Genomic DNA, 12,355 nt, shown 5'->3' with positions numbered 1-12,355 from the left:
GACAGGGTGGGGAAAGCGTAAGCGTTGAGGGCGACATGCTGAAAAGCAAGAACCGTCTGAATTTCCTGGAGATCGAGGAAGTGTCCGGCGCGGCCAAGCCGGCGGACACGCCGCGCGGTGTCGGCTATCGGCTGGCGCAGGCCAGGGAGAGTGCGGGCTATTCGCTGGACGATGTGGCCGGCTATCTGCGGGTGCGCCGCAACTATCTCGAAGCCATTGAGGCGGAACGCTATGACGCGCTGCCGGGCCGCACCTACGCGATCGGCTTCGTGCGAGCCTATGCCGAGCTGGTGGGGCTGGACGCCCCCCGCCTGGTCAACGAATTCAAGGCCGAGACGGCGGCGCTGAAGAGCCGTACGGAACTGGTCTTCCCCTCGCCGCCGCCCGAGGGCCGTATTCCCGGCGGCGCCATCCTGTTCGTCTCGGTGCTGGTGGCGCTGCTGGCCTATGGCGGCTGGTATTACATTTCGGTCACCGAGAAGGGTGTAGCGGAACTGGTGCCAGCGGTGCCGGACCGGCTGGTTGCCCTGCTGGAAGGCGGTCGCGCGGCGGATACGGCTGGTGCTCCCGCTGCGGTGGAGGAGCCCTCTGCCCGCCAGGCGGTCGCCGCCATCACGCGCGATGAGGAACCGCCGCTGCCGGCGCCTGCAGCTTCCGCGCTGCCGGCGCCTGCCGTTACGGCTCCTGTTGTCTCCGAACCGGCCCCGGCTGTCCCGGTTTCCGCCGTGCCGCCAGCTCCTGTCACAGCGCCGGCGCCTTCGACGGCGACAGTAGTACCGGTCGCGCCTCGGCAAGCCGCTCCTGCGCCAGCTCAGGCCACGCCGTCGCAACCCGTGCCGCAGGCCGCGACCGATATCGTCTCTGCGCCGCAGGCGCCTTCTGGCAACAGCACGTCCGACCCCATCGCTTCTGCTCCCACGCCTTCTGCCGAGGAAGAGCGGACGCCCGAGCCGTCGAGCCTTTCCGGTGCGCCGGCGGCGTCCGGCCCGGCCCTTGCCGCCCGCGATACAGCGTCCAATGACACGGCGACAAGTGGGGATCGCCCGGCTGCATCCGCATCCACAGCGCCGGCCGCTCAGGCACCCACCCCGACACCAGCCCCAACACCTGCTGCGCCGCAGACGGTCGCCAGCCTTCCTGCCACCGGTTCTGCCGGCAGTTCAGGCGGCACCGGGTCGGACACCAGCCCAACCGTCGGGCCGCGCATCGTGCTGAACGCGACCGACGAGGTCTGGCTGCAGATCCGCGAGGGGGAGAATGCGCTGGTCACCCGCATCCTGCGCAAGGGCGACACCTACCGTGTGCCGAATCGCAGCGGCCTGACCCTGCTGACCGGCAATGCCGGCGCGCTGGAAATCCTGGTCGATGGCAAGCCGGCGCCGACGCTGGGGCCGCTGGGGGCGGTGCGCCGGGATGTGGCGCTCGATCCGCAGGCGCTGCTGTCCGGGGCCGACGCGCGGCAATAGCCCAATCGGGGTTCAGCCCAAAGGCAGTTTGTCTAAAGGCAGTTTCCGGGCTTTTCATCGTTCGGCCTCTTGATCCGGGGCGCCGGAACGCGCAGCTTAGAGCCGGATCGTTTGAGTCTGCATCAGATGTCTGATTCAGACTCAAACGTGAATCCGCCTCTAATCAAAAGGATAGAGGGCGATTCACGCTTCAAATGCATCACTGAGGGATCGCATTTGAAGCGATCGCACTCTAGGCACTGGTTTCACCCAACCGTCCGGGACGGGAGAGACGACGCATGAGCGTTCGCCCCTATCGCGATATCCACCGCCGCAAGTCGCGGCTGATCCATGTCGGTTCCGTGCCGGTCGGTGGCGATTCGCCGATCAGTGTGCAGACCATGACCAACACGCTGACGCCCGATGTGGCCGCGACCATCGCGCAGGTGCAGGCCGCCGCCGAGGCGGGTGCGGACATCGTGCGCGTCTCCTGCCCGGACGAGGACTCGACGAAGGCGCTGAAGGAGATCGTGCGCGCCTCCCCGGTGCCGATCGTTGCCGACATCCATTTCCACTATAAGCGCGCCATTGAGGCGGCGGAGGCGGGCGCGGCCTGCCTGCGCATCAACCCCGGCAATATCGGCTCGGCCGCGCGGGTGCGCGAGGTGGTGCAGGCGGCCAAGGATCATGGCTGCTCCATGCGCATCGGCGTAAATGCCGGCAGCCTGGAGAAGCATCTGCTGGAGAAATATGGCGAGCCTTGCCCCGACGCGATGGTGGAAAGCGCGCTCGACCATGCCCGCATCCTGGAAGACAACGATTTCCGCGAATTCAAGATCAGCGTGAAGGCGTCCGATGTGTTCCTGGCCGTCGCCGCCTATCAGGGGCTGGCCGACGCCTGCGACTACCCGCTGCATCTGGGCATCACCGAGGCCGGCGGTCTTCGCGCCGGCACCATCAAATCCTCCATCGGCCTCGGCGCGCTGCTGTGGGCCGGTATCGGCGACACGATCCGCGTGTCGCTCTCGGCCGATCCTGTCGAGGAGGTGAAGGTCGGCTACGACATATTGAAGTCGCTGGGCCTGCGCCGGCGCGGCGTCACCGTGATCTCCTGCCCGTCCTGCGCGCGTCAGCAATTCCAGGTCATCAAGACCGTCGAGGTGCTGGAGGAGCGGCTGGCCCACATCACCACGCCGATGACCGTTTCCGTCATCGGCTGCGTGGTGAACGGGCCGGGGGAGGCGCGCGAGACCGATATCGGCTTCACCGGTGGCGGCAATGGCACGCACCAGGTCTATGTGAACGGCCTGCCCGACCATCGGCTGAAGGATTCGAATATCGTTGACCATCTGGTCGCGCTGATTGAGAAGAAGGCGGCGGAGATCGACGCCGCCGGCCAGCAGCCGGCGCAGCCGACCGCCGCAGAGTAGATTTTCCCGTCCAGGAGACTGAACAGCGTGGCTTCCCTGCAGCCGGCCCGCGGCACCCACGATCTTTTGCCGGAGGATTTCCGCCGGCACGCCCGCGTCATCGATATCGCCCGCGAGACCGCGTCGCTCTATGGCTTCGCGCCCATCGCCACGCCGATCTTCGAATTCACGGAAGTGTTCCAGCGCACGCTGGGCGACACCTCCGACATCGTCACGAAGGAGATGTACACCTTCACCGACAAGGGCGGCGAACAGGTGACGCTGCGCCCGGAAGGCACTGCCGGCGTGGCGCGCGCGCTGATCTCCAACGGGCTGTCGCAGCATCTGCCGCTGAAATATTTCTATGCCGGGCCGATGTTCCGCTACGAACGGCCGCAGAAGGGGCGGCTGCGCCAGTTCCACCAGATCGGCGTGGAGCTGCTGGGCGTGCCGGGACCGCAGGCCGATGTCGAGGTGCTGGCGCTGGGCCAGCACATCCTCGACGGGCTTGGCGTGTGGGACCGCACGACGCTGGAGCTGAACACGCTGGGCGACCCGGAAAGCCGCGATGCCTACCGCAAGGTGCTGGTCGCCTATTTCCAGGATCATCTCGATAAACTATCGGCGGACAGCCGCGAGAGGCTGCATCGCAATCCGTTGCGCATCCTCGATTCCAAGGATGAGGGCGACCGCAGGCTGGTCGCCGATGCGCCGGTCTTCGCCGAATACCTGAACCAGGCCTCGCAGGATTTCTTCGGTGCGGTGAAGGCAGGGCTGGAGGCGCTGGGCATCCCCTACAACGTCAATCCCCGGCTGGTGCGCGGCCTCGACTATTACACCCATACCGCCTTCGAGTTCGTGACCGAGGCGCTGGGCGCGCAGGGCACGGTGATGGCCGGCGGGCGCTATGACGGGCTGGTCGGCATGATGGGCGGGCCGGAGACGCCGGGCATCGGCTGGGCAGCCGGTATCGAGCGGCTGGCGCTGCTGCTGGCGGAAACGCCGGAAGCACCGCGTCCCGTCGCCATCATTCCGGTGAGCGCGGCGGAGGAACCGGCGGCGCTGGCGCTGGCCGACCGGCTGCGGCGCGCCGGCCATGTGGTGGAATTCGGCTATGGCGGCAATGTCGGCAAGCGGATGAAACGCGCCAACAAGCTGAACGCCCGCGCGGCCATCCTGATCGGCGAGAGCGAGCTTGCCCGCCAGGCCGCCACGCTGCGCGATCTGGACAGCGGCGAGCAGGTGGAAGTTCCCCTGGAGCAGCTCGCGGATCGCCTTTCCAGCTTGCGTTAGGGCGCGGGCGGCGCGATGACCGCCACCCTCTTCACCGTCGCTGGCGTCAACCGCCGCACCGGGCCCGTGGAACTGCGCGAGCGCCTCTATGTCGAGGATGAGGCGGTGCCGGCCCTGCTCGACCGGCTGCAGGCGGCCGGCCTGGCCGAGGCGATGGTGCTGTGCACCTGTGACCGCGTCGAAGTCTGGGGTGTCGGCCCGACGCCGCAGCTGGGTGAGGCTGCTTTCGACGTGCTGGCGGAAAGCGCGGGGCTGGACCCGCGCACACTGCTGCCCCAGCGCTTTCTGGAAACCGGCGAGGCCGCGCTGCGCCACGCCTTCGCGGTCGCATCCTCGCTGGACAGCGAGGTGATTGGCGAGCCGCAGGTGCTGGGCCAGGTGAAGGCGGTGCACCGGCTGGCGCGCGATGCCGGGCGGGTCGGCCCGGTACTGGAACCCATCCTGCAGGCCGCCTATCAGGCGGCAAAGCGGGTGCGGACGGAGACCGCAATCGGCCAGCGCCCGGTCTCGCTGGCTGCTGCCGCCTGTCAGCTGGCCCGCGACGTCCAGGGCGATTTGTCGCGCTGCCGGGCGCTGCTGATCGGTGCCGGCGATATGGGCGAGTTCCTGATGCAGCAGCTACTATCGTCTGGGCTGGGCGATGCCATGGTGGTCGCCCGGACCGCGCGGCGGGCTGAGTCGCTGGCCCGGCGACTGGGCTGCCATTATGCGCTGCTGGAGGAATTGCCGGACCGGCTGGCCGAGGCCGATATCGTCGTGGCGTGTCAGGGCGAAGGGCGCTATATGCTGAGCGCCGATATGGTCGAGGGGGCGTTGCGGCGGCGCCGGCGGCGGCCGGTCTTCCTGGTCGATCTGGCGGTGCCGGGCGATATCGAGCCGGCGGTGAACCGGCTGGATGACGCCTTCCTCTACGATCTGGACGAGCTGGAGCAGGTGGCGCTGCAAGGCCGTGCCGGGCGCGAGGCCGAGGCCGGGGCCGCCTGGGCGATCCTGGAGGCGGAGCTGGCGGGCTTCCGGCAGCGCCAGGCCGAACGTGATGCAGTACCGGCGCTGGTAGCGCTGCGGGCGGGGTTCGAGGCGGCACGGCAGGCGGTGCTGGCGGAACTGCCGCCGGATGATCCGGCAAGGCCGGCGCTCGACCGGGCGACGCAACTGCTGGTGAACCGGCTGCTGCACAGGCCGATGGAGGAGTTGCGCCGGATGGCCGTGACAGGAGAAGAACAGGCGGCGTCCGAGTCGCTGTTGCGGCGGCTGTTTCCGGACGCACCGCCTGACGAGATGCCTGACGATACGAAGAACGAGGAGTAGGTCGGTGGACCTTAGCCACAAACTGGACCGCGTGGTCGCCCGGCATGACGAGCTGCGGGCGATGCTGTCATCGGGCGAGCCGATGGATGCGCAGCGCTTTCAGCGCATGTCCAAGGAATATGCCGAGCTGGAAGCGGTGGTCGAGAGCATCAACGCCCTGCGTGCCGGCGAGGCGGAGCGCGATGGGTTGGTCCAGCTGCTGGCCGACCCTTCGACCGATGCGGAAATGAAAGCGATGGCCGAGGAGGAGCTGGCCCTCCTGGAGGACCGGCTGACGGAGCTGGAGCAGGCGGTGAAGATCGCGCTGCTGCCGAAGGACGAGGCGGACGAGAAGAACGCCATCCTGGAAGTGCGCGCCGGCACCGGCGGCGACGAGGCCGGGCTGTTCGCCGCCGAGCTGTTCGAGATGTACCGCCGCTATGCCGCGCTGCATGGCTGGCGCTTCGAGGTGATGGAAGTCTCGGAGAACGATGTCGGCGGGATGAAGGAAGGCATCGCCACCATCACCGGGGCCAATGTGTTCGCCCGGCTGAAGTACGAGTCCGGCGTGCATCGGGTGCAGCGCGTGCCGGCGACCGAAAATCAGGGCCGCATCCATACCTCCGCCGCCACGGTCGCCGTGCTGCCGGAGGCGGAGGAGGTGGACGTCCATGTCGAGGACAAGGATCTGCGCATCGACGTATTCCGCGCCAGCGGGCCGGGCGGCCAGTCGGTGAACACGACCGACAGCGCGGTGCGCATCACCCATCTGCCGACCGGGCTGGTGGTCAGCCAGCAGGACGAGAAATCGCAGCTGCGCAACAAGCAGAAGGCGATGAAGATCCTGCTGTCCCGCCTGTACGACCTGGAGCGCGGCAAGCTGGACGCCGAACGCTCCGCCGCGCGCAAGAGCCAGGTCGGATCCGGCGACCGGTCGGAGCGCATCCGCACCTATAATTTCCCGCAGGGGCGCGTTACCGATCACCGCATCGGCCTGACCCTGCACAAGATCGAGAAGGTGATGCTGGGCGAGGCGCTGGACGAGGTGATCGACGCGTTGACCGCCGAGGATCAGGCCGAGCGGCTGGCCGAGCTGACGTGACGATCGCTGCCGACCTGCTGCGCGATGCTGCCGTACGGCTGGAGGCCGCCGGGGTCGAGGAGGCACGGCGCGATGCCCGCCTGCTGCTGGCCGAGGCGCTGGGAGTAGAGGCCCACCGGCTGATCCTGGAGCCGCAGACGGAGGTGCCGCAAGCGGTGGCCGATCGCTTCGAGCGGTTCGTGGCGGCGCGCGCGGACCGGCTGCCGGTCTCGCGGATTCTGGGACGGCGGGAATTCTGGGGCCTCAGCTTCCGCCTGTCGCCGGCAACGCTCGATCCCCGCCCGGACAGCGAGACGCTGGTGGAGGCGGTGCTGAAGGCCTTCCCGGACCGTAACGCTCCCCTGCGCGTGCTGGATTTCGGCACCGGCACCGGTTGCCTGCTGCTGGCGGTGCTGTCGGAATATCCCGCCGCCAGCGGCCTCGGCATCGACAAGGCGGAGGACGCGGTGGCCACGGCCAGCGCCAATGCCGCCGATCTCGGCCTTTCATCCCGCGCCGCTTTCCGCACCGGCGACTGGGGGCAGGGGCTTGAGGGTGCCTTCGACATCATCCTGTCCAACCCGCCCTATATCGAGGCGGAAGTGGTGCCGGCGCTGGCGCCCGAAGTGGCGCGGCATGACCCGCTGCTGGCGCTGGCCGGCGGGGCGGACGGGCTGGACGCCTATCGTGCGCTGATGTCGCATGCGGCGCGCCTGCTGGCGCCGCAGGGGCATGTGTTTCTGGAACTGGGGCAGGGCCAGGAGAAGGATGTGGCGGAGATCGCGGCGTCCTGCGGGCTGCAACGCCACACGGCCCATGCCGACCTTGCCGGGATCGTCAGGTGCCTGGAACTGGTTGCGGTAAATGGTTAACGCTGCCCGCTGGTAATCGACACTGACAAATTTGCGGGCCAAAACGTAAAAAAATGTTGGACAGGGCGGAATTAGCGACTAGGTTGAACGCGGCTGAACGCCCGGCGGCCCAGCGTTGAAGAACGCCAAGCCTAGCTCTCCCGAATATCGGTGGTTCGTCCCGTTGAGACGCACCTTTTGTGCTGCCGGCCCGGCGTTTGACGCCCATTACAACGTGTAGAATGGTGCCATGAGACAAGGTCCTCATCAGAAGCGCTCCCGTGGGCGCGGCAACGGCGGGCGCAAGCCGCATTCCTCTCCCCGGAACCATACGTACGACAGTAACGGTCCCGAGGTCCGTATCCGGGGCACCGCCTATCAGGTGCACGAGAAGTACATGGCGCTGGCGCGCGATGCCTCGTCGGCGGGCGACCGCATCCGGGCCGAGAACCTGCTGCAGCATGCCGAGCATTATCTGCGCATCATCCAGGCCGAAGAGGCCGCGCAGGCGGAGTATGAGGAAAACCAGCAGCGCCATAACGGCAATCGCAATCAGGGCGGCGAGCGCAATTACGAGCCGCGCGACCGCTTCCGCGATGACCGGCAGTCCGGCGACAATTCCGACGAGGACAGCGACGGCCAGGTCGTCATGCTGAACCGGCATTCCCAGGACGAGAGCCAGGGCGATGACGATTCCGACGGTCGCTCGTCTGATCGTCAGGGCGACCGCCAGGCTGATCGCCAGGGCGAGCGTCGGCAGGCATCGCATCAGGGTGAACGCCGTCCGCGTCCGTCCCGTGACGAAAACCGCGACGAGGACGATGCTGATGGCCTGCAGCGCATGATGGGCCTTGGCGGCGGTGCGCCGGCCAACGGCGCGCAGGGCGAGGGGGACGAGGATACGGCGCCGCGCCGTGGCCCGCTGCGCCGCCCGCGCCGGTCGCGGAGTGCCGATGCCGAGACGCCGGAGGCTGTCGCCGCACCGGAAGCCGGCGATAATGCTGAGCAGCCGGCCGCGCCGGTGCGCCGCCGTCGCGCGCCCCGGGTCCGCAGCGCCGATGCCGAGCAGGGCACCTTGCCGGTGGAAGAGGAAAGCGGCGCCGCCTGATCGGGCTGTGCAGACTGTCTCTCGGTCGATCAGTTTTTCTGACTGTCATTCCCGGGCTTGTCCCGGGAATCCAGGGTTCAGCCTGCTCGACTGATATCCAGCTAGTGGAAGCCTGGACCCCCGCAACAAGTGCGGGGGTGACGGACGGAGTGGACCGAGACGCTTTTGCGTCGCCTCAAGGCAATAGAAAAACCCCCGGGATTGCTCCCGGGGGTGTTTGCTTTTGCGGCAAACGGCCTGAGGTCAGGCAAAACAGTCTCAAGCGGCCTGCTCCACGATGCGCTTGCCGTTGATCGCCAGCAGCCCATCCTCGACATCGACCTTCACCCGGTCGCCATCATGGATCGATCCTTCCAGGATCATGGTCGCCAGCGGATTCTGCAGTTCGCGCTGGATCACCCGCTTCAGCGGCCGGGCGCCATAGACCGGGTCGTAGCCGGCATCGCCCAGCCAGACCTTCGCCGCGTCCGACAGGTCGAGCGCGATATTTCGGTCTTCCAGCAGCTTGTACAGACGGCCCAGCTGCACCTCGACAATGCCGGTCATGTTCTCCCGAGTCAGCCTGTGGAACAGCAGGATATCGTCCAGCCGGTTCAGGAATTCCGGGCGGAAGGCGGCACGCACCACCTCCATCACGGCGGCCCGCATGCTCTCCACATCGGCACCGCTGGCATCGCCGGCCATCATCTCCGACCCCAGATTCGAGGTCATGATGATCAGCGTGTTGCGGAAATCCACCGTGCGGCCCTGACCATCGGTCAGGCGGCCATCGTCCAGCACCTGGAGCAGCACGTTGAACACGTCGGGATGGGCCTTCTCGACCTCGTCGAACAGGATCACCTGATAGGGCCGGCGGCGCACCGCCTCGGTCAGCGCCCCGCCCTCCTCATAGCCGACATAGCCGGGAGGCGCGCCGATCAGGCGGCTGACGGCATGCTTCTCCATGTATTCCGACATGTCGATGCGCACCATCGCCTGCTCGTCATCGAACAGGAATTCTGCCAGCGCCTTCGTCAGCTCCGTCTTGCCCACACCCGTGGGGCCGAGGAACAGGAAGGAACCGATCGGCCGGTTCGGGTCCTGCAGCCCGGCGCGGGCACGGCGGATGGCGTTGGAGACGGCAATGATGGCCGGGTCCTGGCCGATCACGCGCTGGCGCAGCTTGCCTTCCATGGTCAGCAGCTTCTCGCGTTCGCCCTCCATCATCTTGTCGACGGGGATGCCGGTCCAGCGCGAGACGATCTGCGCGATCTCCTCCGCCGTCACCTCCTCCTTCAGCATGTGATGGCTGCCGTCATCCTCGGCACCCTTCAGCTTGCGCTCCAGCTCGGGGATGACGCCATACATCAGCTCGCCGGCACGCTGCAGCTCACCGCGCCGCTGCGCGATCTCCAGCTCGGTGCGGGCCTGGTCCAGCTGTTCCTTCAGCTTCTGGCCAGCGGACAGGCTTTCCTTCTCGCTCTGCCACTGCGCGGTCAGGTCGGCGCTCTCGCTCTCCAGCTCGGACAGCTCGACCTCCAGCTTCTCCAGCCGGTCGCGCGACGCGGAATCACTCTCCTTCTTCAGCGCCTCACGCTCGATCTTCAGCTGGATGATCTTGCGGTCCAGCTCGTCGATCTCCTCGGGCTTCGAATCCACCTGCATGCGCAGCCGGCTGCCGGCCTCGTCCACCAGGTCGATCGCCTTGTCGGGCAGGAAGCGGTCGGTGATGTAGCGGTTGGACAGCTGCGCCGCCGCGACGATGGCGCTGTCGGTGATGCGCACGCCGTGATGCAGCTCGTACTTCTCCTTCAGCCCGCGCAGGATGGAGATGGTCTCCGGCACCGACGGTTCGGACACGAAGACCGGCTGGAAGCGCCGCGCCAGGGCGGCGTCCTTCTCCACATGCTTTCGGTATTCGTCCAGCGTGGTGGCGCCGACGCAATGCAGTTCGCCGCGCGCCAGCGCCGGCTTCAGCATGTTGGAGGCGTCCATCGCTCCATCCGCCTTGCCCGCACCCACAAGCGTGTGCATCTCGTCGATGAAAAGGATGATCTCGCCGGCCGCCGAGGCGATCTCGCTCAGCACAGCCTTCAGCCGTTCCTCGAACTCGCCACGGAACTTGGCGCCGGCGATCAGCGCGCCCAGATCGAGCGACAGCAGCCGGCGGTTCTTCAGCGTCTCCGGCACGTCGCCATTGACGATGCGCTGGGCCAGCCCCTCGACGATGGCGGTCTTGCCGACGCCAGGCTCGCCGATCAGCACGGGATTGTTCTTGGTGCGGCGCGACAGCACCTGGATGGTGCGGCGGATTTCCTCGTCGCGGCCGATCACCGGGTCGATCTTGCCTTCGCGCGCGGCGGCCGTCAGGTCGCGGGCATAGCGCTTCAGCGCGTCATAGCCCTGTTCGGCGGTCGCGGTATCGGCGGTACGGCCCTTGCGGACATCGTTGATCGCCTCGTTCAGCTTCTGCGGGGTGAGGCCAGCCTCCTTCAGGGCCTTGCCGGCATCCGTGCCGTCGGCCATGGCGAGCGCCAGCAGCAGCCGCTCGGCGGTGACGAACTTGTCGCCCGCCTTCTCGGCGATCTTGGTTGCCTGGTCGAGGATGCGCGCCAGCTCCGGCGAGAGATAGACCTGCCCGGCGCCACTGCCCTCGACGCGCGGCAGCTTCTCCAGCACCGCGTCGGTGGTGGCCAGCGCCTTGGCGGGGTCGCCGCCCGAAGCGCGGATCAGGTTGGCGGCCAGCCCTTCCGCATCGTCCAGCAGCACCTTCAGCAGATGTTCCGGCATCAGCCGCTGATGGCCGCGTGTCAGCGCCATGGTCTGGGCCGACTGCAGGAAGCCCTTCGACCGTTCGGTGAATTTCTCGATGTCCATGCGATTTCTCCTTTTGCGACACATCGATCCGTGCTGCCCGTAAGGCCATTTCCGAGGGCGCGGCCCCGCCTGGCGGCGGCCGCATCGGAAGAGGATCCATGCTCTGTGCTAGAGATGGCGTGTCCTTTGTGTCACACAAGAGGCGGGTGCGTGAATAAGTGGCTGGAATCGCGCGTTGACAGGGCACCCTATAGGTTTAGAGAGTGAAGCATGTCCGATTCGCCAACCCTTGCCCGCCTGTGCCGCTACCCCGTGAAGGGGATGAGCGCGCATGACCTCGAATCCGCCGCCCTGTCGGTCGGCAAGGCGCTGCCGCATGACCGGCGCTTCGCCATCGCCCACGGCTCCACCACCGATCTGCCGCCGGATGGCGGCTGGGCGCCGAAGGCCAATTTCGTCACGCTGGTTAATTGCGCCAAGCTGGCCGGTATCGAGGCGGCTTTCGAGCCGGAGACCGGGCATCTGACGCTGAGGCGCGACGGCCGGCAGGTGGCGCGCGCCGACATCACCACCCCGCTGGGCCGGACCATCGTCGAGGATTTCCTGCGTGCCTATCTGGCCGGCGAGGTGCGTGGAGCGCTGCGGTTGATCGAGGCGAAAGAGGATGCCTTCACCGATTCCCTCGATGGCAAGCTGTCGCTCATCAACCTCGCCAGCATCCGCGATCTGGAGCGGGTGACCGGCCATCCGGTCGATCCCATCCGGTTCCGCGGCAATCTCTATATCGAGGGGCTGCCGGCCTGGGCGGAATTCGGCTGGACCGAGGAGACGAAAGTCCAGCTGGGCAAGGTTGGGCTGAAACTCTACAAGCGCATCGGTCGCTGTGCCGCCACCAATGTGAACCCGCAGACGGCGGAGCGTGACGCCAATTTGCCGCTGGCGCTGCGCCGGGGCTTCGGCCATTTCGACATGGGTGTCTATCTGCAGGTGACAGTGCCGGGCACCGTGCGGACCGGCGACACGCTGACGGTTTCCTGAGCAAGTAAGGCCTCATTCTCTGCCGCTAACCCCCTCCTCTGACTGCC

The 12,355-nt window shown here is 67.2% G+C and carries 9 protein-coding genes; 8 read left to right on the top strand and 1 reads right to left on the bottom strand.

The window, feature by feature from the left end; all coding sequences use genetic code 11:
• Positions 1–35 precede the first annotated feature (35 nt).
• From MK313_RS05690 to MK313_RS05660, 7 genes are all read left to right on the top strand, one after another.
• A complete protein-coding gene (locus tag MK313_RS05690) occupies positions 36–1,466 on the top strand; it encodes a helix-turn-helix domain-containing protein (protein WP_121219345.1) in 1,431 nt (476 codons plus the stop codon).
• A 278-nt stretch (positions 1,467–1,744) separates the two neighbouring features.
• Positions 1,745–2,875, top strand: coding sequence for a flavodoxin-dependent (E)-4-hydroxy-3-methylbut-2-enyl-diphosphate synthase (ispG, locus tag MK313_RS05685; protein WP_121219346.1), 1,131 nt, complete (start codon positions 1,745–1,747; stop codon positions 2,873–2,875).
• 27 nt (positions 2,876–2,902) lie between these two features.
• Positions 2,903–4,147, top strand: a complete 1,245-nt coding sequence (hisS, locus tag MK313_RS05680; RefSeq protein ID WP_287780420.1) for a histidine--tRNA ligase — start codon at positions 2,903–2,905, stop codon at positions 4,145–4,147.
• 15 nt (positions 4,148–4,162) lie between these two features.
• Positions 4,163–5,455: a glutamyl-tRNA reductase gene (gene hemA / locus MK313_RS05675; RefSeq protein ID WP_287780419.1), complete on the top strand. Its 1,293-nt coding sequence runs from the start codon at positions 4,163–4,165 to the stop codon at positions 5,453–5,455.
• A gap of 4 nt (positions 5,456–5,459) precedes the next feature.
• Positions 5,460–6,536, top strand: a complete 1,077-nt coding sequence (gene prfA, locus MK313_RS05670) for a peptide chain release factor 1 (protein ID WP_287780418.1) — start codon at positions 5,460–5,462, stop codon at positions 6,534–6,536.
• The gene (gene prmC / locus MK313_RS05665; protein WP_287780417.1) at positions 6,533–7,387 is read left to right on the top strand and encodes a peptide chain release factor N(5)-glutamine methyltransferase; all 855 of its coding nucleotides are present in this window, start codon (positions 6,533–6,535) and stop codon (positions 7,385–7,387) included. Before prfA ends, prmC begins: the two co-directional genes overlap by 4 nt.
• A gap of 229 nt (positions 7,388–7,616) precedes the next feature.
• Positions 7,617–8,474: a DUF4167 domain-containing protein gene (locus MK313_RS05660; RefSeq protein WP_287780416.1), complete on the top strand. Its 858-nt coding sequence runs from the start codon at positions 7,617–7,619 to the stop codon at positions 8,472–8,474.
• A 258-nt stretch (positions 8,475–8,732) separates the two neighbouring features.
• Here the strand turns inward: MK313_RS05660 and clpB are convergent, their stop codons facing one another.
• The gene (clpB, locus tag MK313_RS05655; protein ID WP_287780415.1) at positions 8,733–11,330 is read right to left on the bottom strand and encodes an ATP-dependent chaperone ClpB; all 2,598 of its coding nucleotides are present in this window, start codon (positions 11,328–11,330) and stop codon (positions 8,733–8,735) included.
• Positions 11,331–11,540: 210 nt separating this feature from the next.
• Between clpB and MK313_RS05650 the strand changes: the two genes are divergently transcribed.
• Positions 11,541–12,308, top strand: coding sequence for an MOSC domain-containing protein (locus MK313_RS05650; RefSeq protein WP_287780414.1), 768 nt, complete (start codon positions 11,541–11,543; stop codon positions 12,306–12,308).
• Positions 12,309–12,355: the final 47 nt, after the last annotated feature.

Source organism: Oceanibaculum sp. (assembly GCF_022449305.1).
Classification (GTDB): Bacteria; Pseudomonadota; Alphaproteobacteria; order Oceanibaculales; family Oceanibaculaceae; genus Oceanibaculum; species Oceanibaculum indicum.
The sequence above is the reverse complement of the archived record's forward strand: the minus strand, read 5'-3'. Positions and strand labels throughout refer to the sequence as shown.